The sequence below is a fragment of the Geodermatophilus sp. DSM 45219 genome (assembly GCF_900104025.1).
Taxonomy (GTDB): domain Bacteria; phylum Actinomycetota; class Actinomycetes; order Mycobacteriales; family Geodermatophilaceae; genus Geodermatophilus.
Genome location: NZ_FNIQ01000008.1, coordinates 139,200 through 160,744 on the forward strand (window position 1 = coordinate 139,200; position 21,545 = coordinate 160,744).

22 protein-coding genes are annotated in these 21,545 nt (G+C 75.7%); 14 read left to right on the plus strand and 8 right to left on the minus strand.

Annotation, left to right across the window (positions count from 1 at the left end; translation table 11 throughout):
- Positions 1-5: 5 nt before the first annotated feature.
- The 11 genes from recG (at position 6) to smc (ending at position 10,921) form a co-directional block, all read left to right on the plus strand.
- On the plus strand, positions 6-2,177 hold the full coding sequence (gene recG / locus BLR12_RS22115; protein ID WP_176832639.1) for an ATP-dependent DNA helicase RecG: 2,172 nt from the start codon (positions 6-8) through the stop codon (positions 2,175-2,177).
- Positions 2,174-2,728, plus strand: coding sequence for a 16S rRNA (guanine(966)-N(2))-methyltransferase RsmD (rsmD, locus tag BLR12_RS22120; protein WP_091382535.1), 555 nt, complete (start codon positions 2,174-2,176; stop codon positions 2,726-2,728). The genes recG and rsmD overlap by 4 nt, the downstream gene beginning before the upstream one ends.
- Positions 2,725-3,207: a pantetheine-phosphate adenylyltransferase gene (gene coaD, locus BLR12_RS22125; RefSeq protein ID WP_091382536.1), complete on the plus strand. Its 483-nt coding sequence runs from the start codon at positions 2,725-2,727 to the stop codon at positions 3,205-3,207. The genes rsmD and coaD overlap by 4 nt, the downstream gene beginning before the upstream one ends.
- The gene (locus tag BLR12_RS22130; protein ID WP_091382538.1) at positions 3,204-3,893 is read left to right on the plus strand and encodes a hypothetical protein; all 690 of its coding nucleotides are present in this window, start codon (positions 3,204-3,206) and stop codon (positions 3,891-3,893) included. The genes coaD and BLR12_RS22130 overlap by 4 nt, the downstream gene beginning before the upstream one ends.
- A 195-nt stretch (positions 3,894-4,088) precedes the next feature.
- Positions 4,089-4,736, plus strand: a complete 648-nt coding sequence (locus BLR12_RS22135) for a YceD family protein (protein ID WP_176832640.1) — start codon at positions 4,089-4,091, stop codon at positions 4,734-4,736.
- A 1-nt stretch (position 4,737) separates the two neighbouring features.
- Positions 4,738-4,917 carry a 50S ribosomal protein L32 gene (gene rpmF, locus BLR12_RS22140; RefSeq protein WP_091382539.1) on the plus strand — a complete coding sequence of 60 codons (180 nt, stop codon included), beginning with the start codon at positions 4,738-4,740 and terminating at the stop codon, positions 4,915-4,917.
- A gap of 17 nt (positions 4,918-4,934) precedes the next feature.
- Positions 4,935-5,750, plus strand: a complete 816-nt coding sequence (rnc, locus tag BLR12_RS22145) for a ribonuclease III (protein ID WP_091382540.1) — start codon at positions 4,935-4,937, stop codon at positions 5,748-5,750.
- Positions 5,751-5,756: 6 nt separating this feature from the next.
- Positions 5,757-6,659, plus strand: coding sequence for a bifunctional DNA-formamidopyrimidine glycosylase/DNA-(apurinic or apyrimidinic site) lyase (gene mutM / locus BLR12_RS22150; RefSeq protein ID WP_091382541.1), 903 nt, complete (start codon positions 5,757-5,759; stop codon positions 6,657-6,659).
- Complete coding sequence (locus BLR12_RS22155; RefSeq protein WP_091382684.1) at positions 6,656-6,922, plus strand: acylphosphatase; 267 nt, start codon at positions 6,656-6,658, stop codon at positions 6,920-6,922. The genes mutM and BLR12_RS22155 overlap by 4 nt, the downstream gene beginning before the upstream one ends.
- 149 nt (positions 6,923-7,071) lie before the next feature.
- A complete protein-coding gene (locus BLR12_RS22160) occupies positions 7,072-7,263 on the plus strand; it encodes a hypothetical protein (RefSeq protein ID WP_091382542.1) in 192 nt (63 codons plus the stop codon).
- Between the two features lie 91 nt (positions 7,264-7,354).
- Positions 7,355-10,921: a chromosome segregation protein SMC gene (smc, locus tag BLR12_RS22165; RefSeq protein WP_091382543.1), complete on the plus strand. Its 3,567-nt coding sequence runs from the start codon at positions 7,355-7,357 to the stop codon at positions 10,919-10,921.
- 560 nt (positions 10,922-11,481) lie between these two features.
- Here smc and BLR12_RS22170 read toward each other — a convergent pair.
- Positions 11,482-12,672: an FAD-dependent oxidoreductase gene (locus BLR12_RS22170; protein ID WP_091382545.1), complete on the minus strand. Its 1,191-nt coding sequence runs from the start codon at positions 12,670-12,672 to the stop codon at positions 11,482-11,484.
- Between the two features lie 59 nt (positions 12,673-12,731).
- Between BLR12_RS22170 and BLR12_RS22175 the strand changes: the two genes are divergently transcribed.
- On the plus strand, positions 12,732-13,388 hold the full coding sequence (locus tag BLR12_RS22175) for a TetR/AcrR family transcriptional regulator (RefSeq protein WP_091382547.1): 657 nt from the start codon (positions 12,732-12,734) through the stop codon (positions 13,386-13,388).
- A 104-nt stretch (positions 13,389-13,492) separates the two neighbouring features.
- Here BLR12_RS22175 and BLR12_RS22180 read toward each other — a convergent pair whose 3' ends face one another.
- A complete protein-coding gene (locus tag BLR12_RS22180) occupies positions 13,493-13,657 on the minus strand; it encodes a hypothetical protein (protein ID WP_255363703.1) in 165 nt (54 codons plus the stop codon).
- Between the two features lie 290 nt (positions 13,658-13,947).
- The gene (locus tag BLR12_RS22185; protein WP_091382549.1) at positions 13,948-14,436 is read right to left on the minus strand and encodes a GNAT family N-acetyltransferase; all 489 of its coding nucleotides are present in this window, start codon (positions 14,434-14,436) and stop codon (positions 13,948-13,950) included.
- Positions 14,437-14,555: 119 nt separating this feature from the next.
- Here BLR12_RS22185 and BLR12_RS22190 point away from each other — a divergent pair, with 119 nt between their 5' ends.
- Positions 14,556-14,810: a recombinase family protein gene (locus tag BLR12_RS22190; RefSeq protein WP_255363704.1), complete on the plus strand. Its 255-nt coding sequence runs from the start codon at positions 14,556-14,558 to the stop codon at positions 14,808-14,810.
- 302 nt (positions 14,811-15,112) lie between these two features.
- On the opposite strand, the gene BLR12_RS22195 is transcribed toward BLR12_RS22190, so the two are convergent.
- Together BLR12_RS22195 and BLR12_RS22200 are read right to left on the minus strand one after the other, a co-directional pair.
- Positions 15,113-15,928: an endonuclease/exonuclease/phosphatase family protein gene (locus BLR12_RS22195; RefSeq protein WP_091382551.1), complete on the minus strand. Its 816-nt coding sequence runs from the start codon at positions 15,926-15,928 to the stop codon at positions 15,113-15,115.
- A 4-nt stretch (positions 15,929-15,932) separates the two neighbouring features.
- The gene (locus BLR12_RS22200) at positions 15,933-17,624 is read right to left on the minus strand and encodes an alkaline phosphatase D family protein (protein ID WP_091382553.1); all 1,692 of its coding nucleotides are present in this window, start codon (positions 17,622-17,624) and stop codon (positions 15,933-15,935) included.
- Between the two features lie 70 nt (positions 17,625-17,694).
- Here BLR12_RS22200 and ftsY point away from each other — a divergent pair, with 70 nt between their 5' ends.
- Positions 17,695-18,921, plus strand: a complete 1,227-nt coding sequence (ftsY, locus tag BLR12_RS22205) for a signal recognition particle-docking protein FtsY (RefSeq protein ID WP_091382555.1) — start codon at positions 17,695-17,697, stop codon at positions 18,919-18,921.
- On the opposite strand, the gene BLR12_RS22210 is transcribed toward ftsY, so the two are convergent.
- From BLR12_RS22210 to cbiQ, 3 genes are read right to left on the minus strand one after another with little or no spacing between them, the layout of a single operon-like run.
- Entirely contained in the window at positions 18,918-19,991 is a 1,074-nt protein-coding gene (locus BLR12_RS22210) for a threonine aldolase family protein (protein ID WP_091382557.1), read from the minus strand. The genes ftsY and BLR12_RS22210 overlap by 4 nt on opposite strands.
- Positions 19,992-20,015: 24 nt before the next feature.
- Positions 20,016-20,765 (minus strand): energy-coupling factor ABC transporter ATP-binding protein, encoded by a 750-nt coding sequence (locus tag BLR12_RS22215; protein ID WP_091382558.1) that lies wholly within the window; start codon positions 20,763-20,765, stop codon positions 20,016-20,018.
- Positions 20,762-21,544: a cobalt ECF transporter T component CbiQ gene (gene cbiQ, locus BLR12_RS22220; RefSeq protein ID WP_091382560.1), complete on the minus strand. Its 783-nt coding sequence runs from the start codon at positions 21,542-21,544 to the stop codon at positions 20,762-20,764. The genes BLR12_RS22215 and cbiQ overlap by 4 nt, the downstream gene beginning before the upstream one ends.
- Between the last annotated feature and the right edge of the window lies 1 nt (position 21,545).

A 21,545-nucleotide genomic window follows, 5' to 3' on the forward strand; every position in this document is an offset into this window, starting at 1 on the left:
TCGGGATGACGACCCGGCTGGACCGGGTGCTCGGTGCGAAGACGGCGAAGGCGATGGCCGAGTCGCTCGAGCTGTACACGGTCCGCGACCTGCTGCGGCACTACCCGCGCCGCTACGCCAAGCGCGGCGAGATGACCCGCCTCGACGACCTCCAGGTCGGCGACCGGGTCACCGTGCTCGCGCAGGTGCGCACGGTGGTCACCCGCAAGATGCGCAACCGCCCGGGCACCCTCACCGAGGTCACCGTGGGCGACGGCGCCGGCTCCATGCAGCTGGTCTTCTTCAACCGCCGGCACGCCCACCTGCGCGAGGGCGCCTGGGGGTTGTTCGCCGGCACGGTCGGCGAGTACCGCAGGAGCAAGCAGTTCGCCCACCCCGACTTCCACCTCATCACCGGGGACGACGACACCGACTGGGCCCGCGCGCTGATCCCGATCTACCCGGCCAGCAAGGACGTCTCCAGCTGGGTCATCCAGCGGTCGATCCGGCTGCTGCTCGACGCCTCCGGCGGGTTCGGCTTCGTCGAGGACCCGCTGCCCGGGGAGCTGCGCACCCGGCACGGGCTGCCGAGCCTGCCCGCGGCGCTGCTGGACGTCCACCGGCCGACCGCGGAGGACGACGTCGAGCGGGGCGAGCACCGGCTCAAGTGGGACGAGGCGCTCACCCTCCAGCTGACCCTCGCCGCCCGCCGCCGCGCCGCCGCGCTGGAGCCCGGCGTCGCCCGGCCGCGACGGGCGGGCGGGCTGCTGGACGCCGTCGACGCCGCGCTGCCGTTCGCGCTCACCGAGGGCCAGCGCGAGGTGGGGGAGGAGCTGGCCGCCGAGCTCTCCCGCGAGCAGCCGATGCACCGGCTGCTGCAGGGCGAGGTCGGCGCCGGCAAGACCGTCGTCGCGCTGCGTGCCATGGCCCAGGTCGTCGACGCCGGCGGGCAGGCCGCCCTGCTCGCACCCACCGAGGTGCTCGCCGCCCAGCACGCGCGCAGCATCGGCGCGATGCTCGGCCCGCTGGGTCGCGCCGGCGAGCTGGACGGCGACCCGGCCGGCACGCGGGTCGTGCTGCTCACCGGCTCGCAGAAGGCCGCTGCCCGCCGGGCCGGGCGGGCTGCGGTGGCCGACGGCAGCGCCGGCATCGTCGTCGGCACCCACGCCCTGCTGCAGGAGGGCGTGGACTTCGCCGACCTCGGGCTGGTCGTCGTCGACGAGCAGCACCGCTTCGGCGTCGAGCAGCGGGACGCCCTGCGGGCCAAGGGCAACCGGCCGCCGCACGTGCTGGTGATGACCGCGACGCCCATCCCGCGGACCGTGGCGATGACCGTCTACGGCGACCTGGAGACCTCCACGCTGCGCCAGCTGCCCGGCGGGCGCGGCGGCGTCGCCAGCTCGGTCGTGCCGGTCCGCGACAAGCCGGCCTGGCTCGACCGCGCCTGGGAGCGGCTGCGCGAGGAGGTCGCCGCGGGCCGGCAGGCCTACGTCGTGTGCCCGCGCATCGGGGAGGACGCCGGCAGCGAGGAGGAGCCCGACGACGCCGACGGCGCCCCCGCGGCGGATGCGGCCTCCGACCGGCGTCCGCCGCTGGCCGTCCTCGACGTCGCCGAGGAGCTGCGCGCCGGCCCGCTGGCCGGGCTGCGGCTGGAGGTGCTGCACGGCCGGATGACACCGGAGGACAAGGAGGCGCGGATGCGGGCCTTCGCGGCGGGGGACGTCGACGTCCTGGTCGCCACCACCGTCGTCGAGGTCGGCGTCGACGTGCCCAACGCCACGGTGATGGTCGTCATGGACGCCGACCGGTTCGGCGTCAGCCAGCTGCACCAGCTGCGCGGCCGGGTGGCCCGGGGGAAGCACCAGGGCCTGTGCCTGCTGGTGAGCGAGGCGTCGGCGTCCTCGGCCACCGGGCAGCGGCTGGCCGCGGTGGCCGGTACCTCCGACGGCTTCGCGCTGGCCCGGCTGGACCTGGAGACCCGCCGGGAGGGCGACGTGCTCGGCGCCGCGCAGTCGGGTCGCCGCTCGGGCATCCGGCTGCTGTCGCTGCTGGAGGACGAGCAGCTCATCGCCGAGGCACGCACCGAGGCCACCGCGCTGCTGGCCACCGACCGCGGCCTGGCCGACTTCCCGGGTCTGGCGATGGAGGTGGCGGCGCTGGCCACTGACGAGCGCGCCGAGTACCTGGAGAAGGCGTGACGCGACTCATCTCGGGCGTCGCCGGCGGGCGGCGGCTGAGGGTGCCCCCGTCGGGGGTGCGGCCCACCGGTGACCGCGCCCGGGAGGGGCTGTTCAACAGCCTCGGCACGCTGCTCGACCTCGGGGGCGCGACCGTCCTGGACCTCTACGCCGGCTCCGGCGCCCTGGGCCTGGAGGCGCTCAGCCGCGGTGCGGCCGAGGTGGTGTTCGTCGAGAACGGCCCGCGCGTGCTGCCGGTGCTGCGGGACAACCTCGCGGCGGTGGGCCTGCCCGGCGGGCGGGTGCTGTCCGGCTCGGTGCCCACCGTCGTCGCCGGTCCGCCGCCGGCCCGCTTCGACCTGGTGCTCGCCGACCCGCCCTACGCCACGCCGCTGCCCGAGGTCCTCGGCGTGCTCGAGGCGCTGGTCGTGGGGGACTGGCTGGCCCGGGAGGCCGTCGTCGTGGTCGAGCGGTCCAGTCGCGAGGCGCCGTTCGCGTGGCCGACACCCCTGCACGGACTGCGCGAGCGCCGCTACGGCGAGGCCGTGCTCCGGTACGGTCGCTGTCCGTGAGGCGAGCGGTCTGTCCCGGGTCGTTCGACCCCGTGACGAATGGTCACGTCGACGTCATCACCCGCGCAGCGGCCCTCTACGACGAACTGGTCGTCGCCGTGCTGGTCAACCCCGGCAAGGCCGGCCTGTTCAGCGTCGAGGAGCGGATGGCGCTGCTGCGCGAGGCGGTCGCCGACGTGCCGAACGTGACCGTCGACAGCTTCCAGGGCCTGCTCGTCGACTACTGCCGCGCCAACGACGTCCCGGTGATCGTCAAGGGGCTGCGCGCGGTCAGCGACTTCGAGTACGAGCTGCAGATGGCGCAGATGAACCGCGAGCTGGCCGGGGTGGAGACGCTCTTCGTGCCCACCGCCCCGCAGGTCGGCCACCTGTCCTCCAGCCTGGTCAAGCAGATCGCCACCTTCGGCGGGGACGTCTCGGGGCTCGTCCCGAAGGCCGTGCACGAGCGGCTCACCGCACACCGGGAGGCCGGCGCATGACGGAGGTGGTCTACCGGCTGTACGAGACCGTCGACGAGCTGAGCAGCGTGATCGAGAACGCCCGCAGCGTGCCGATGTCCGGCGGCTCGTGCATGGTCTCGCGCGACATCCTGCTCGACCTGCTCGACGACCTCCGGGAGAACCTCCCCGCCGAGGTGCACAAGGCCGGCGCGATCGTCGAGCAGCGCACCGAGATCCTCCAGCAGGCGCAGGCCGAGGCCGAGCTGCTGACCGGCCGCACCCGCAGCGAGAGCGAGCAGGTCGTCGTCGCCGCCCGGCGCCAGCGCGAGGAGATCCTCGGCACCGCCCGCCGCCAGCGCGACGACCTGGTGGCCCGCGCCCAGGCCGAGGCCGAGGACGTCCTGGCCCGCGCCGAGGAGGAGGCCGAGCAGCTCCTGGAGGAGGCCCGCCGGCACCACGAGGCGCTCCTCGTCGAGGCCCAGGCCCAGGCCGCCGAGGTCCTGGCGGCCGCGCAGGCCGAGCACGAGCGGCTGGTCAGCGAGGCCGAGGTCTACCGGGGTGCGGTCGACCGCGCCGACGAGCTGGGAGCGCAGACCGCGACCGACGTCGCCCGGATGCGCGCCGAGGTCGACGAGTACGTCGACAGCCGGCTGGCCGACTTCGGCGGCACGCTGGAGCGGATGCTGCGCTCGGTGGAGAAGGCGCGCTCCAGCCTCCGGGAGTAGAAGGACCCCACGTCCCCCCATCCCTCGCAGGCTCGGGACGGGGCCCTGACGCGGGGCCGTTCCAGGCCGTCACCAGGGTCCGGCTCCGGCCCGGGAGGGGCCCGCCGGGCATCGGGTAGGCTGGCTACCTGGTCCGACCGCCGGAGGTCCCGCACCCCGGCCGGCCACCTCCCGATGCCTACTGCGAGTACCGACATGCCTGCCGCACCGCTGCCCCGCCCAGGCGCCGCGTCCCCGGACGCCCGGCGTCCCGCCGCCAACCCCTGGTCCGTGGACCTGCGCGAGCTGGGCCGTCGGGCCGGCTCGATGCACGAGCTGGAGCGCACGCTCCCGGCACCCGGGGACTGGCGCGTCGAGCTGATCGGCGTCCCCGAGGGCGCCGAGGTCTCCCTCCGGCTGCGGCTGGAGTCGGTGATGGAGGGCGTGCTGGTCACCGGCGAGGTCGACGTCCCCGTCGCCGGCTCCTGCGCCCGCTGCCTGGAGCCGATCGAGGACACCCTGGAGCTCGACGTCCAGGAGCTGTTCGCCTACGAGGGCAGCACCACCCAGGCCACCAGCGAGGAGGACGAGGTCCGCCGCGTCGAGGGCGAGCACATCGACCTCGAGCCGATGGTCCGCGACCTCGTCGTCCTGAGCCTGCCGCTGGCGCCGACCTGCACCGAGGACTGCGCCGGGCTGTGCGTGGACTGCGGGCAGCGGCTCGACGACCTGCCCGCCGACCACACGCACGAGCAGCTCGACCCGCGCTGGGCCGGGTTGGCGGGGCGCTTCGGTGCCTCGCAAGCCGACCGTTCCGCCGCCGCCCCGGGCACCCCCGGTGCGGACAACCCAGAGGAGAACTGACGTGGCCGTCCCGAAGCGGAAGATGTCCCGCTCCAACACCCGTGCCCGGCGTTCGCAGTGGAAGGCCTCCGCGCCCACGCTGTCGCCGTGCCCGAACCGGGCCTGCGGCCAGCTCAAGCCGCCGCACCAGGCCTGCCCGAACTGCGGCCAGCACGCGGGCCGTCAGGTCCTCTCGGTCTGACCCCGCGAGGACCAGCCGTGGGGACGACGGCCGCCGGCACCCAGCCCGCCCCGGGCGGGGCCGCTCACCGTTCCCCGGCCGGTGCGGCGCACGCCGAGCGCTCGGCCGCCTGGCTCCTCGACGCCCTCGGCGTCGAGCTGCCCGGCGGCCTGCTGGCGTTGGCGCTGACGCACCGTTCCTACGCCTACGAGCACGGCGGGCTGCCCACCAACGAGCGCCTGGAGTTCCTCGGGGACTCCGTGCTCGGCCTGGTCGTCACCGACGAGCTCTACCGGCGCCACCCCGACCTCCCCGAGGGTCGGCTCGCCAAGCTCCGTGCCTCGGTGGTCAACATGACCTCGCTGGCCGGCGTGGCCCGCCGGCTCGGGGACGGCGGACTGGGTCCGCACCTGCTGCTGGGCCGCGGCGAGGAGACCACCGGCGGGCGGGAGAAGGACTCGATCCTGGCCGACGCCGTGGAGGCCCTCATCGGCGCCGTGCACGTCGGCCTCGGTCTGGACACCGCCTCCGGCATCGTGCACCAGCTGTTCGACCCGCTGCTGACCGAGGCCGCGCAGCGCGGCGCCGCCCTGGACTGGAAGACCAGCCTGCAGGAGCTCGGCGCCCAGCTGGGGCTGGGTGCCCCCACCTACGTGGTCGAGGACACCGGCCCGGACCACGCCAAGACCTTCACCGCCGCGGTCGTCCTCTCCGGGACCGCGTACGGCCACGGCGCCGGACGCACCAAGAAGGCCGCCGAGCAGGAGGCCGCCGAGACCGCCTGGCGGGCGCTGTCCGACGGCGCACCGGCCGCCGGCCCGGGCGCGGTCGCCGTCGAGTCCGGCGCGAGCTGAGCCGGCGTGCCCGAGCTGCCCGAGGTCGAGGTGGTCCGGCGCGGACTGGAGCGCTGGGTCGCCGGCCGCGCCGTCGCCACCGTCGAGGTGCACCACCCGCGCGCGGTCCGCCGCCACCTGGAGGGCACCGACCACTTCGTCGCCGCGCTGACCGGCCGCACGCTGACCGCCGCCCACCGCCGCGGCAAGTACCTGTGGCTGCCGCTGGCCGAGCCGGACGGCACGCCCGCGGGACAGGCCCTCGTGGGGCACCTCGGCATGAGTGGCCAGCTGCTGGTCGAGAAGCCGGCCAAGCCCGACGAGACGCACCTGCGCGCCCGGGTGACCTTCACCGACGGCGGCCGGGAGCTGCGCTTCGTCGACCAGCGCACGTTCGGCGGGCTGGCGGTCGAAGAGGCCGACGGGGACGACATCCCCCCGCGACTGGCGCACATCGCGATCGACCCGCTCGACGGGTCCTTCGACGCCGACGCGTTCAGCGCCGCGCTGCGGCGCCGGCGCACCGAGGTCAAGCGCGCCCTGCTGGACCAGACGCTGATCGGCGGGGTGGGCAACATCTACGCCGACGAGTCCCTGTGGCGGGCCCGGCTGCACGGCACCCGCCCGACCGACCGGCTCACCCGTGCGCAGGTGGCCGACCTGCTGGAGGGGGTGCGCGACGTGCTCACCGAGAGCCTGGAGCAGGGCGGGACGTCCTTCGACTCCCTCTACGTCGACGTCAACGGGCGGAGCGGGTACTTCTCCCGGCACCTGGCCGTCTACGGCCAGGTCGACCGGCCCTGCCCGCGCTGCGGGACGCCGATCGTGCGCGAGTCGTTCATGAACCGCTCCAGCTACAGCTGCCCGCGGTGCCAGCCGTCCCCGCGGACCCGGCGGACGTCGGCCGAGCCCCGGGCGCGGCGGTCGTGAGACGCGTCGTCGCACTCGTCTCGGGCGACGTGCAGGGCGTCGGCTACCGCTGGTTCGTGCGCGGGCGGGCCGACGCCGCGGGCCTCGCCGGATCGGCGACGAACCTGCCCGACGGGCGGGTCGAGGTCGTCCTCGAGGGCCGGGACGCCGACGTGGCCGCCGTCCTGGCCGATCTCGACGGCCCGCGCGCGCCGGGCGCGGTGACCGCCGTCGACGTCCGTGACGAGCCGATCCGGGGGAGCACGGGCTTCACGACGGCGTGACGAACGCGACACCCACCCGACACGTCGGGGTTGGAGTGTGCCCGTTGACCTGCGTCTCCGGGCCTGTCACCCTGGGAACACACGGACCGCGCCGACCGTCGTACGGGGCGCAGGTCATCCCTCCACGCAGTCGAAAGGCCGTTTTCGCCATGGCCAAGGCCCTGTTCGGTCACGTCGTCGCCCCCGCGGAGCTCCGAGTAGCCGAGGAGAACGCCGTCCTGCGGGCCCGGGTGCGTCGTCTGGAGCAGGAACTGGAGGAGCTGCGCGCTCAGCGTGACGCGGCCATCGCCCACGAGCTGCTGAGCCTGGCCGGCGACAACGCCGAGCCCGCCCTCGCCTGAAAGAGGACCCCGTCCCCCTCACCGCTCGCGAGCTCGCAGCGAGCCTCTGGACGGGGCCGGAGTCGCGCACCCCGGCTGAGTTCCTGACCCTGTGCATCTGTCGAGCCTGACGCTCAGGGGCTTCAAGTCCTTCGCGTCCGCGACGACCCTGCGCCTCGAGCCGGGGATCACCGCCGTCGTCGGGCCCAACGGCTCCGGGAAGTCCAACGTCGTCGACGCCATCGCCTGGGTCCTGGGCGAGCAGGGCGCGAAGAGCCTGCGCGGCGGCAAGATGGAGGACGTCATCTTCGCCGGCACCGCCGGCCGCCCGGCGCTCGGCCGGGCCGAGGTGACCCTCACCATCGACAACGCCGACGGCGCCCTCCCGATCGACTACACCGAGGTCTCGATCACCCGGCGCATGTACCGCTCCGGCGAGAGCGAGTACGAGATCAACGGCGACAAGGTCCGGCTGCTCGACGTCCAGGAGCTGCTCAGCGACTCCGGCATCGGCCGCGAGATGCACGTCATCGTCGGCCAGGGCCAGCTCGACGCCGTCCTCTCCGGGCGCCCCGAGGACCGCCGTGCCTTCATCGAGGAGGCCGCCGGCGTCCTCAAGCACCGCAAGCGCAAGGAGAAGGCGCTCCGCAAGCTCGACGCGATGCAGGCCAACCTCGATCGGCTCGCCGACCTCACCGCCGAGCTGCGCCGCCAGCTCAAGCCGCTGGGCCGGCAGGCCGAGGTGGCCCGCCGCGCGGCCGGGGTGCAGGCCGACCTCCGCGACGCCCGGCTCCGGCTGCTCGCCGACGACCTCGTGCGGCTGCGCGACGCGCTGGACGCCGACGTCGCCGACGAGGCCGCCGCCCGCGCGCGACGGGCCGTCGTCGAGGCCGAGCTGGCCGGCACGTCGGCGCGCGAGTCCGCGCTGGAGGCCGACCTGGCGGCGAACGCCCCGCTGCTGGCCGCCGCCCAGGACGCCTGGTACCGGCTGTCCGCCCTCACCGAGCGGTTCCGCGGCACCGCCCAGCTGGCCGCCGAGCGGCACCGGCACCTCTCCGCCGCCGCGCCCGCGGCCGCCGCCGGCCGCGACCCCGACCAGCTCGAGGCCGAGGCCGAGCGGGTGGCGACCACCGAGGCCGAGCTCGCCGCGGGGCTGGAGGCCGAGCGCGGCCGGCTGGCGACCGCGGTCGCCGCCCGCACCGGACTGGAGGCCGCCCTCGCCGACGCCGAGCGCGCCTGGGTCGCCGCGGCCCGCGCGCTGGCCGACCGCCGGGAGGGCCTGGCCCGGCTCTCCGGCCAGGTCGCCGCGGCCCGCTCGCGCGTCGCGGCGGGGGAGTCGGAGATCGAGCGCCTCGCCCTGGCTGCCGGTGAGGCCGCCGACCGTGCCGAGACCGCCGCGGAGCGGCTGGCCGAGCGCCGCGGCGCGGTGGCCGAGCAGGAGGACGGCGACGTCGCGCTGGTGAACGCGCACGCCGACGCCGTGGCCGCGCACACCGAGGCGGCGAGTGCGGTCACCGAGCTGGCCGCCGCCGAGCGGGCCGCCGAGCGGGACCGCGCCTCCTGGCAGGCCCGCCGTGACACCCTCGCCCAGGGCCTCGCGCCAGCCGACGGTGCCGCCGCCGTGCTCGCCGCCGGCCTGCCCGGCGTGCTCGGCCCGGTGACCGGGTCGGTCACCGTCGCGCCCGGCGCGGAGGTCGCCGTGGCCGCCGCACTGGCCGGGATGGCCGACGCGCTCGTCGTCGACTCCGTCGCCGGTGCCGCCGCCGCGCTCGCCCACCTCAAGGACGTCGACGGCGGCCGCGCCGGGCTGCTGGTCACCGGCGGGCTGCCCCCGCTGCCGCGCGACGGCTGGCCCCGGCTGCCCGAGGGGGTGCGCTGGGCCCGCGACCTGGTCGAGGCGCCGTCGGAGCTGCGTCCTGCCCTCGACCGGGCCCTGGACCGGGTCGCCGTCGTCCCCGGCCTGGACGCCGCGGTCACCCTGGTCGGCACCCACCCCCGGGTGCGGGCGGTGACCGCCGACGGCGACCTGGTCGGGTCGGACTGGGCGGCCGGCGGGCAGGCCAACGCCCCGTCGGGGCTGGAGGTCCGCGCGCGGGTGGACGACGCCGAGCGGGAGCTCACCGCCGCGGCCGCCCGCGCCGCCGAGCTGGCCGACCGGCTGGCCGCGGCGCGGGAGACCGCCCGCGACCGCTCCGCCGACGTCGACCAGGCCCTCGCCGCGCGCCAGGCGGCCGACCGCACCCGCTCCGCGGTCGCCGCCCAGCTGGCCGAGCTCGGGGCGGCGGCCCGGTCGGCCACCGCCGAGGCCGAGCGCTCCGCCGCCGCCCGGGTGCGCGCCGAGCAGGCGCTGGAGCAGGCGCAGACCGCGCTCGCCGGCCTGGAGCAGCGGCTCGCCGAGGCCGAGTCCGCGCCGGTCGCCGACGAGCCCGACCCCGCGGAGCGCGACCGGCTGCGGCGGGAGACCGCCGCCGCACGGCAGGCCGAGACCGAGGCCCGGCTGGCGGTCCGCACCGCCGAGGAGCGCGCCAGGGCGCTGTCCGGGCGGGCGGAGTCGCTGCGCCGGCAGGCCCGCCAGGAGCGCGCCGCCCGTGAGCGCGCCGCCGCGGCCCGGGTGGCCCGCGAGCGCGGTGCGCGGGTCGCCTCGCGGGTGCGGTCCGGCGCGGAGGCGGCGCTGACCGCGCTGGCGTCGTCCCTGGACCGGGCCGCCGCCGAGCGCGACCAGCTCGCCCGCGCGCGCACCGCCCGCGAGGCCGAGCTGCTGGAGGTGCGCGCCGCCGTCCGGGTGGCGACCGCGGAGCTGGAGCGGCTGACCGACGAGGTGCACCGAGACGAGGTGGCCCGCGCCGAGCAGCGGTACCGCATCGAGGCCCTGGAGGGCCGGGCCGCCGAGGAGTACGGCGTCGACCTGCCCACCCTGATCGCCGAGTACGGCCCGGCCGCGGCGGTGCCGCCCACCCCGGCACAGGTCGCCGCCGCTCAGGACGCGGGGGAGCCCGAGCCGGACCCGGTGCCCTACGACCGCGCGGCGCAGGAGCGGCGGGCGGCGAAGGCCGAGCGCGACCTCGCGACGCTGGGCAAGGTCAACCCGCTGGCGCTGGAGGAGTTCGCGGCGCTGGAGGAGCGGCACTCCTTCCTGGCCACCCAGCTCGAGGACCTCAGGGCCACCCGCCGCGACCTGCTGACCGTCGTCCGCGAGGTCGACGGGCGGATCCACGACGTCTTCGCCTCGGCCTTCGCCGACGTGCAGCGGGAGTTCGAGCAGGTGTTCGCCGTCCTGTTCCCCGGCGGGCAGGGCCGGCTGCACCTCACCGACCCCGAGGACATGCTCACCACCGGCGTCGAGGTCGAGGCCCGCCCGCCGGGGAAGAAGGTCAAGCGGCTGTCGCTCCTGTCGGGCGGGGAGCGCTCGCTGACCGCGGTCGCGATGCTGGTGGCGATCTTCCGGGCGCGACCGTCGCCGTTCTACGTGCTCGACGAGGTCGAGGCCGCCCTGGACGACGTCAACCTCGGCCGGCTGCTGACCCTCGTGGAGCAGCTCCGGTCGACCTCGCAGCTGATCGTCATCACCCACCAGAAGCGGACGATGGAGATCGCCGACGCGCTCTACGGCGTGAGCATGCGCGGCGACGGCATCACCGGCGTGATCAGCCAGCGCCTGCGCGAGGCCGAGCCCGCCTGACGCCGATGCGGCTCGGTCCGATCGCCGAGACGCCTCCCGGCGTGCAGGACGTCGCAGGGGACGGCGACGACCCCCGTGGCATGGGACGCCCGTCTGACGTCCGGACGTGGGACGGTGACCGGCTGCGGCCCCGCGTACCACGGTGATCACGTCAGGCGCAGAGGCGGCCCCATGACCATGCGGGGAGACCATGTGCGCAGCGAGGGCGCTGAGCGGCCGTTCCGCGTAGAGGCCCCGTGCGGGCACCGGGCGGGTCGTGCGGGACAACCCGGACGCGGGCGCACGCCCGGCCCGCGCCATTGCCGTATGGCGTTCGTCCGACGGGACGCCAGTCGCTGCCTCCGTTCGCACCTCGGCCTCGGCGACGCACGCGTAGACGAGGCCGTGGGTGACGAGGCCACGCCGGAGTGGTGGTGGATGTCAGCGTTGCCGGCGCTGAGCAAGGCGACGCCGAGGCCGCCGTTGGCGACCGCCTCGACGGTCTCCTCGCCGGTGGTGACGGTGCTGCCGATCCGCGGCGGCCGGGCCGCCGCGGGAGTTGCGGGCGAGGCAGACGTCCCTCAGCGGGTTGGCGTTCTCAGGACCGGTGATGCGGGCTCGGGTGGGGTCCAGCCCATGGCGGCACGGGACCCGCGCGTGATGGCGCTGGCCGGTGTCAGGCGCATGACGTCGTTCCGCAGGGTCTGGCGCCAGCCGTCGCCGAGGTGGGCTCCGAAGCGGCCCGACGCGACCGAGGCCCGGGCCAGGGCGCGGCATCGGGGCCTGCGGGCGGCGTCGAAACCGTCCAGGGCGGGGGCCAGCCGCCCGCCTGTTGCGACGGGGGCGCCGACGAGGAGGCCCACGCAGAGGCCGTCCTCGAGCGCTGTCGCGGCTCCCTGTCCCATCGTCGGGAGGGTGCCGTGGGCGGCGTCGCCGACCATGACGACCCGTCCGGTCGTGTAGCGCGGCAGCCCGCCGGGGAGATGGTGCACGTCGTGCCGCAGGACCGCCTCGGGCGGCGTCGCGGCCAGCACCTCCTGCACCGGGCTCGCCCAGCCCGCGAACCGCTCCCTGGCCGCACCGAGTTCGTCGGCGATCACCGTGCGCTCGGGCATGGCGACGTACCCGTACCAGTACGTCTCGTCACCGGCGACGCGCACGGTGCCGAACTCCGCGTGCGGGCCCCAGTACTGCTGCAGCGTCGTGTACCCGTCGGCCCCGGGCGCGATGCCGCGCCAGCTCGAGTACCCGCTGTAGACCGGGCGGCTCGCCGGGAACAGCACCGCGCGCACGGCACTGCGCATGCCGTCGGCGCCGACGACGACGTCCGCTCCCCGTCCCTCGACAACGGCGGGTGCCCCCTCCGGCTCGCCCGGATCCACGGTGGTCACGGGGGTGCCGGTGACGATCCCGACGCCGCAGGCCAGGGCCCGTTCGCGCAGCGCGGCGTGCAGACGGCGGCGGTGCACTCCGATGAGTCCCACCGACCGGCGCATGACGGGGGTGTCCGGGAGGGCGAGGACCGGTCGGCCCTCCAGGTCACAGATGCCGCCCGCCCGGGTCGGGTGACCGAGCGCGGCGACGTCGTCGTCCCCGAAGCCGAGCCCGCGGAACGCGGCCACGGCGTTGGGGGTCATGGCGAGGCCTGCCCCGACCTCACCGAGCTCCGGTGACCGCTCCAGCACCGTGACCTGCCACCCGGTCCGTGCAAGCGAGATGGCCGAGGCCAGGCCGGCGATACCGGCCCCGACGACCAAGGCAGCGTGTCCCATGTGCCCTCTTCGATACCGGTACGTCCGTTGTGGTACGGAGCTTGCCAGACTGGGCGGTCATGCCACGGAGGAACCCGGCCCGCCGCGCCGCGCTCGCCGACGCGGCCATCCGCCTGCTGCCCGCCGAGGGCATCCACGGCCTGACCCACCGCGCGGTCGAGGGTGTGGCCGGTCTGCCGACGGGAACAGCGGCGAACTACTTCCGCAGCCGGGAGGAGCTGCTGGTCGCTGCGGCCGAACGGGCGGTGTCCCTGCACCTGGAGGACATGGAGCGGATCGACCGTGCGGTGGACGTCAGCTCGTCGCCCAGCCCCCTGGCCGAACTCATCGCCGTCTCGCTCCAGGACGCCGTCACCGCGTCACGCGAGCGCTACCTCGCGATCTTCGAGCTCCGGCTCGAGGCCCGGCGACGTCCCGCGCTCGCCGCTGCGCTCGCACGCCTGGGCGCGGTGGCGAGCGCGATCACTGCTGACGAGCACCGCACGCTCGGGCTGAGCGTCTCACCCGAGGCGATCCCCACCCTCGTGACGCTCTACGGGGGAGTGCTGTTCACGCTCGTCACGGGACCTGGCGGCGTCGAGCGCGACGTCATCCGCCGGCTCGCCCACGCCATCGTCCACGGCGCCGTCGACGCAACGCTCGTGGACCGTGAACCCTCCGGCCTCGAACAGCGCAGCTCCGACCTGACCGACCACTCCCGCACCTCGACCACGTAGGCCCGGGCCCCCGCCCTCCGCCCACGACCGAGCCGGTGGCCGCTCCCCTGCGGGACGGACTGCACCGGCTCGCCGACTGTGCACGGTGACCGGTAGGGGTTGGCCTACCGGGCACCGACCGAGCTCCGGCGTGCGAGCCAGAGGGAGAGGACCAGTGCAGTGACCCGCACGAGGAACAGCGGATCCCACAGGTAGGCGTGTCCCCTCATGGCCTCGAGGTCGTAGCCGCCGTCAGGACGGATCAGCCCGGCGAGCACCGCGGCACTCACGGCCGTGTTGACGCTGCCGTAGGCGACCAGCAGCAGTCCGCCGGCCCAGCCGGCAGCGCGCCAGAAGCGGCAGCCACTGCCCGCCGAGCGCCCAGTACAGGCTGGCCGCGGCGTGCAGCATCCTGGCGACGCCGGCTACCCACACCAGGAGTCGGGCGGGTCGAAGCCCTCCTCGCGGTGTCACCGTGCGCAGGCTGACCGGAGCGCCTCATCCGAGATGACCATCCCCTGGCGACCGTCGAGTCGATCACCCGTGCGCAGAGCCACGACGGTCGGGTCCACCACGTTGGTCACTCTGCCCGGATCAGGACACTCGAGGTGCAGGCATCGGTCCGGAACTCCCTGAAGCCGAGCTTGGCGCACAGCGGGAGTGGGACGGAGGCGAGGTCGTTCGGGTCCAGCACCGGCACACGTCCGCGCGTCTCGACGTACTCCACCGATTCCCTCAGCAGGTACCGGGCGACGCCGTAGTCGTGCCTGGACGGTTTCACGAACAGTCGTCCGATCACCAGCAGGTCGTCGGCCTCCCGGCGGATCTGTGCGACGACGTCGAGGACCCAGCGGGCGTCGGGCGGCCGGTAGATCTGGACGTGGCCGACCACGTTCCGGGTCGGGGCAACGCTCACCGGTGCCTGATCGAACACCCACGAGCGCTCGGCGTCGACCTCCTGCAGCCAGTCCCGCGGCTGCCGTCCCGCGAGGACGCCGGCATGGTCGTCCAGCTCGCCGAGGACGTCGCACAGGCGGTCGAGGTCCTCGTTCCTGCGCTCACGGATCATCGTGGCCCGAGGCTAGCGGTCGCGTCACAGCCGGGTAGCGGCTGCGGCCGTCGCCGGGTGACCCGGCGCACCGGAGCGCCGGCTTCGGCCTGCCTGTGGAGGTGCGCCATGACGGCGCTGTGATCGGCTACGCCCGGGTGTCCACCGACGCCCAGGACCTCACCGCCCAACGCGAGAGGCTGGTCGCCCTCGGCGTCGACCTCTCACGCATCTACGTCGACCACGGGCTGACCGGCACCAACCGCGAGCGCCCGGGCTGCGTGAGGCGCTGGCTGCCTGCCGAGGGGGCGACACCCTGGTGGTCACCGAGCCGACCGGCTGGCCCGCTCGCTGCCGGCGCCCGCGCCATCCCTGAAGAGCTCACCCGCCGCTAGGTCCGCCTCAGCCCGGGCGGGTCGGTGTTCACGGCGAGCGCGCTGCCGCCCGGCAGGAGCTGGAGGAGATGTGGGCACGAGTTCCTCCAGGAGGCGCGAGCCACGTCTGGCGCGCTGGGCGACGACGCTCACGGTCAGCTGGTCAGAGGTGCCATGGACGAGGTGGGTCGAGCACTGGCCGAGGGCTCGACCGAGCCGCTGCCACACCACTGAGCAGGAACCCGACCTGCTGCGTGCCGTCAGCGACGCCGTCGAACTCGTGCCCCTGCGATGGGGCTGCCGTGGCGGCCCTCGCCGGGAGGTCACACGCCCGACTGCACCTGCAGGTCCACGACCAGCGGCAGGTGGTCCGAGGCGCCGGCACCGTCCAGCACGTGCGCGCGGGCCACGCCGACGCCGGGGGAGACCCACACCTGGTCGATCCGCCGGTGCGGACGGCGGGCGGGGTGGGTCTCGCCGTGCCGGGCGTGCCAGAACCGCCAGCCGGCCCGGTCCTCGCGGTCGGGGGCCAGCTCCCAGGCGTCGGTGAAGCGCCCGGCCAGCGCGGCCAGCTCCGGGGCGCCGGGATCGGCGTTGAAGTCACCCACCAGGACGCCGGTCTGCATCGGCTCGGTGTGCAGCGCGGCGATCGCCGCGATCTGCTCGGCACGCTCCTCGGGGGAGCGGGTGGACAGGTGGGTGGTCGTCACCCACAGCGCGGCGCCGTCCAGCTCGACCATGGTGCGCAGTGCGCTGCGCGGCTCGCCGCCACCGGGCAGCGGGTGGACGTCGCTGATCAGGATCGGCAGCCGGGACAGCAGCGCGTTGCCGTACTGACGGCGCAGCCCTTCCTCCCGGCGCGGCTCGTCGATCGCCGGACCCCACGCCAGCTGCATGTCCAGGGCCCGCGACAGCAGCAGGGCCTGGTCGACGTCCTCGCTGCGGCCGCCGTAGTGCCGGTCGACCTCCTGCAGGCAGATGACGTCGGCGTCGGCCGCGGCGAGCAGCGTGGCCAGCCGCGGCAGGTCGTGCCGCCCGTCGTCCCCCACGCCGTGGTGGGTGTTGAAGGTGACCAGCCGGACCGGCACCGGCGGCTGGTCGGGGCCGGGAGCGGGCCTCGTGCCCAGGGCGTCCGTCACCCCGTCAGCCTGTCACCTCCGCCGTGGCCGCCGCCGACAGCGGCAGGTCGGCGACCAGCCGGAGCCGGTCCCGGCCCTCCTCCCGGTCGGTGACGAAGAGCCGGAAGGAGGCATCCCGGTCGTGCAGCACCAGCTCGCCGAGCTGGTTGCCGAAGTACGGCCCGGCCCGCTTGGCCCAGTCGACCTCCGAGGGGCGGACCCGGGCGAGCCGGGACACCCCCGCGGTCAGCCGGCGCGCCCACCGGCTCCAGCCGATCCGGAACCCCACCTTGATGGGGTGCGGCGCCTGGTTGTGCAGCGGCGACACCGTCAGCTGGTGCACGCGGCCCACCAGGCCGTCGGGGTGCACGAGCTCGGCCGCGTAGGCGTGGTGGACGTCGCCGGAGAGCACCAGCGCGGTCGCCGGCGCCCGGCCGTGCTCGCCACGGGCCACCGCCAGCAGGGCCCGCCCCAGCCGCTCGAAGGAGTCGCCGAACGCGGCCCAGTGCTCGAGGTCGGCGGCCTGCCGCAGCTGCTCGGAGACCCAGCCGAGCGGCCTGCCGTGGTGCCGCCGGTTGAGCGTGGCGTTCCACCGCTCGATCTCGTGGACGGCGTGCGGCAGCAGCCACGGCAGCGAGGTGCCCAGCACCAGGTGCTCGACGCCCTCGTCGACGGCCCGGCGCATCGCCGCCTCCACCCAGGCGAACTCGTCCTCGTCGAGCATCGAGCGCGTCGACTCCTCCAGGACGCGGCCGGCGCGGCTGTCGACCACGACCAGCCGGGCCTCGCCCCAGTGCCGGACGTAGCTCCAGCGGACCGAGCGCGGGTCCCGGTCGGCTGCCTCGGCCATCGCCTGCAGCACCGGCTCGGCGTCGTCGGGGTGATCGCGGACCGCCGCCCAGGTGCGGTCCTCGGCCAGCTCCTGCGGGCTGAGGTTGCCCAGGTGCTGGTAGACCCAGTAGCTGACCAGGCCGCCGCAGATCCGCCGGGTCCACCAGTCCGCGCCGGTCACCGTGCGCCGCCACGCGGCGGAGGTGTTCCAGTCGTCGATCATCTCGTGGTCGTCGAAGATCATCGACGACGGCACGGTCGACAGCAGCCAGCGCACCTGCGGGTCGCTCCAGGACTCCGCGTAGAGCCGGGTGTACTCCTCGAAGTCGTCGACCTGGGCGTCGTCCGGCGCCGGCTGCTGCCGGCGCAGGGACAGCCACCGGCGGGTCTCCGGGGTCAGCTCGTCGGCGTAGATCTGGTCGCCGAGCAGCACGAGCGCGTCGGGCCACTCGCTCTCGGGCTGCTCGAGGAGGCGTGCGGCGTAGGTGTCCAGCGCGTCGGGCGGGATGCCCTCGGACGCGTCCACGGTCGACGGCGTGGCGTACCGGCAGGAGCCGAACGCGATGGTGAACGGGCCCGGCCGGCCCGGCGTGCGGATGCGGCTGGCTGGGAACGGCGACCCGGGGTCCGGCCAGACGCGCCGGCCCTCGCCGCCGTCCGTGGACAGGTGCACCTCGTAGGGCGTGACGCTGCCCGGCTCCAGCCCCTCGACCAGGACGAGTGCGTAGCAGTGGCCGCTCACGGTGAAGGTGCGGGCCCGGCGGCCGAGCACCTCGACCTCGCACGGCCGGTCGGTCTCCACCCAGACGGTGGCCGACACCGGGTCGACGTGCCGCAGCAGCGGGCCGAGCAGGAGGACCGGTTCGCTCCGGCCGGGCAGCGGCATGCGCTCCAGCCTGGCCCACGGGCGCGGGTTCCGCACGGACCCCGGCTGCGGGGCTGGGAGACTGAGGGCCATGGAGTTCGTGCTGATCGCCATCGCGATCCTGCTCGTCGGGCTGGTCCTGGGGGTCAGCCTGCTCGTCGGTCGCGGCCGGCGGACCACCCGCCTGGACGACGACGCCACCGCCGGCACCACGCTGACCCGGCCGCGCCCGCCCAGCCCGACGACGGAGGCGCCGCCCCGCCCGTCGGGGTCGACGGCCAGCGGCCTGGGGACGACGGCCGAGCCGGACGCCGTCTCGCCCGAGGCGCCGCCGGACGTCGTCCTGCCGCCGGCCGAGCCCGAGCCGGAGCTGGTCTTCGAGACCCCGCCGCCGTCGGCCGGCCGGATGACCCGGCTGCGGTCGCGGCTGGCCCGCTCGCAGTCCAACCTCGGCCGCGGGCTGCTCACCGTGCTCGCCCGCGAGCGGCTGACCGAGGACGACTGGGAGGAGGTCGAGGAGACCCTGCTGGCCGCCGACGTCGGCGTCGCGGCCACCCAGCAGATCGTCGACCGGCTGCGCACCCAGTCGATGGTGCTGGCCACCGCGTCGGGCCCGGAGCTGCGGCAGCTGCTGGTGCGAGAGCTGACGACCGTCCTCGGTCCCGACCTCGACCGCAGACTCGGTGTCGACCGGCACGACGGCCTGCCGGGGATCGTCCTGGTGGTCGGCGTCAACGGCGCGGGCAAGACGACGACCGTCGGGAAGATCGCCCGCGTGCTCGTCGGTGACGGCAAGAGCGTCGTCCTGGGTGCCGCCGACACCTTCCGCGCCGCCGCCGCCGACCAGCTGGAGACGTGGGGGGAGCGGGTGGGCGTGCTCACCGTCCGCGGCCGGGAGGGGGCCGACCCGGCGTCGGTCGGGTTCGAGGCCGCACGCACCGGCGTCGAGGGCGAGGTGGACACCGTCGTCGTCGACACCGCCGGCCGGCTGCACACCAAGGGTGGCCTGATGGACGAGCTCGGCAAGATCAAGCGGGTCGTGGAGAAGGTGGCGCCGGTGACCGAGGTGCTGCTGGTCCTCGACGCCACGACCGGTCAGAACGGCGTCGTCCAGGCGCGGGTGTTCACCGAGGCGGTGACCGTGACCGGCGTCGTCCTCACCAAGCTCGACGGCACCGCCAAGGGCGGCATCGTCGTCTCCGTGCAGCGCGAGCTCGGCATCCCGGTGAAGCTCGTCGGGCTGGGCGAGGGCGCCGACGACCTGGCGCCCTTCGAGCCGGAGGCGTTCGCCGAGGCGCTCGTCGGCGGGGCCGACTAGGGCGCACCGCCCCAACCGCCCAGGGCCGCCACGGCGCTGCGCACCTCGTCGTCGGCGAGCGCCATCGTCGCGTCGCCCATCGACACCTCCAGCCGCACCGCGCCCGGGTCCCCGGTCGGTGCGGGCAGCCCGGTCCAGACGCCCTGCTCGGCGGCGAGAGCGCGGGCGGCCGTGGCTGCCGCGTCCGGGGTGGTGCGCAGCAGCAGGTGCAGCATCGGCGTCTGCGGCGGGTCGGGGACGACGGTGACGCCCGGCAGGTCCCGCACCGCGTCGGCGACCTCGCGGGCGCGCTGCAGGTAGGACGGCATGAGGGGCAGCCGGCGGCGCAGGCAGGTCAGGGCGGACGCCGCCCCCGGCCACATCCCGAACATCGTGCCGCCCATCCGGCGTCGCCACTCGCGCACCTCGGCCACGACGTCGGCCGGCCCGGCCAGGCAGCACCCGGCCAGCGCGCCCAGGCCCTTGTAGAAGCTCACGTACACGGTGTCGAACAGGGCGGCGATCTCGGCGGGGGAGCAGTCGTACCCGGCCGAGGCCTCCCACAGGCGGGCGCCGTCGAGGTGGGCGGCCGCGCCCCGCTCCCGGGTCCAGCGGACCTGCTGCACCACGTCGTCCCACGGGGGCAGCCGCCCGCCGAGGTCGCGCTGCGGCAGCTCGACCAGCAGCGCGGCCGGGCGCTCGGCGACCCCGTCGAGGTCGGCGCGAAGCAGCAGCCGGTGGCGGTCGCCGACGGGGCGGCCGACCAGGCCGTGCAGCCGCTCGGGCGCCTGCTCCTCGTGCCGGGCCAGGTGGGACTCGGGGTGGTACAGCACGGTGCGCCGTCCGCGCCGGTCGGCGTGCACCCGCAGCACCGCCTGCTGGGCCATCACGCCGCTGGGCAGGTACACCGCCGCCGGCAGGCCGAGCAGCCCGGCGACCTCGGCCTCCAGGTCGGCGACGACGCCGCCCTCGCCGTAGCGGTCCAGCGCCGTGTCCGCCGGAACGGTGGCCAGCAGGTCCGCCGCCCGCTCCCCGTGGCCGCTCAGGGACCGGTCGCAGGAGGCCCGCAGGGCGATGAGGTCGTCGTCCACCGGGTCAGTCTGGTCGCGCGCGGGTCAGGGCACGGTGCGCGGGTCGAACCCGTACGGCAGCTCCAGCCGGTGGCGGGCGAGCAGGACGGGATCGGCGAGCAGCTCGCGGGTCGGGCCGTCGGCCACCACGACCCCGCCGTCGAGCACCACCGAGCGCGGGCACAGCTGCAGGGCGTAGGGCAGGTCGTGGGTGACCATCAGCACCGTCACCGGCAGCGACTCCAGGACCTCGGCCAGCTCCCGCCGTCCCGCGGGGTCGAGGTTGGACGACGGCTCGTCGAGCACCAGGATCTCGGGGTGCATCGACAGCACCGTGGCGACGGCGACCCGCCGCCGCTGCCCGAAGGACAGGTGGTGCGGCGGCCGGTCGGCGGCCCCGCCCATGCCGACCTGGGCCAGTGCCGCGGCCACCCGCGCCCGCACCTCGGGCTCGGGCAGGCCGAGGTTGCGCGGGCCGAAGGCGACGTCCTCGCCGACGGTGGGCATGAACAGCTGGTCGTCGGGGTCCTGGAAGACGATGCCGACCCGCCGCCGGACCTCCTGCAGGTTCCGCTGGTCCACCGGCAGCCCGGCGACGGCCACGCTGCCGCGCCCGCCGCGCAGGATGCCGTTGAGGTGCAGCACCAGCGTGGTCTTGCCGGCGCCGTTGGGGCCCAGCAGCGCCACCCGCTCGCCGCGCTCCACTCGCAGGTCGACGCCGAACAGCGCCTGGTGCCCGTCGGGGTAGGCGAACGCGAGGTCCTCGACGAGGAGGGACGGAGCGGGAGCGGTCACCCGAGCAGCAGACCGGACGCCAGGACGGCGGCCGCACCCAGCGGCAGGGTCAGCGCGGTGAGCCAGTCCTGGGCGGGGACCGCCGTCGCCGGGCCGCCCGGCATCCGTCCGGTGTAGCCGCGCGACAGCATCGCCAGGTGCACCCGCTCGCCGCGCTCGTAGGAGCGGACGAACAGCGAGCCCGCGGCCGGTCCCAGCACCTTGAGCGCGCCGAGGTGGCGGCCCTGGAACCCGCGGGACTCCCGGGCCACCCGCATCCGGCCCAGCTCGCCGCCCACGACGTCGGCGTACCGGACCATGAACATCAGGATCTGCACCAGCAGCGAGGGCAGCCGCAGCCGCTCCAGCCCCTGCACCAGCGCCCGGGGCTCGGTGGTCGCGGCGAGCACGACGGCGGCCAGCACCGACAGCGTCGCCTTGGCCAGCAGCCCACCGGCCGCGACCAGCCCGCTCTCCGACACCGCGATGCCGGCGACCTCGACCCGGGGCCCCTGCGCCACGAACGGCAGCAGCAGCGCGAAGAGCACGAACGGGACCTCGATGGCCAGCCCACGGGCCAGCCGGGCCGGCCCGACCCCCGCGGCCGCGGCGGCGAGCAGCACCAGCGCCAGGTACCCGCCGTAGGCCGCCCACGACCAGGCGGCGTCCACGGGGGTGGCCACCACGACCAGCGCGAAGCCCAGGACGGCGACCAGCTTGAGGTGCGGGGCCAGCCGGTGCACCGGGCTGGACGCGGCGAGGTAGGCAGCGCCGAGGACGCCGCCGTGGACCGCCGTCACC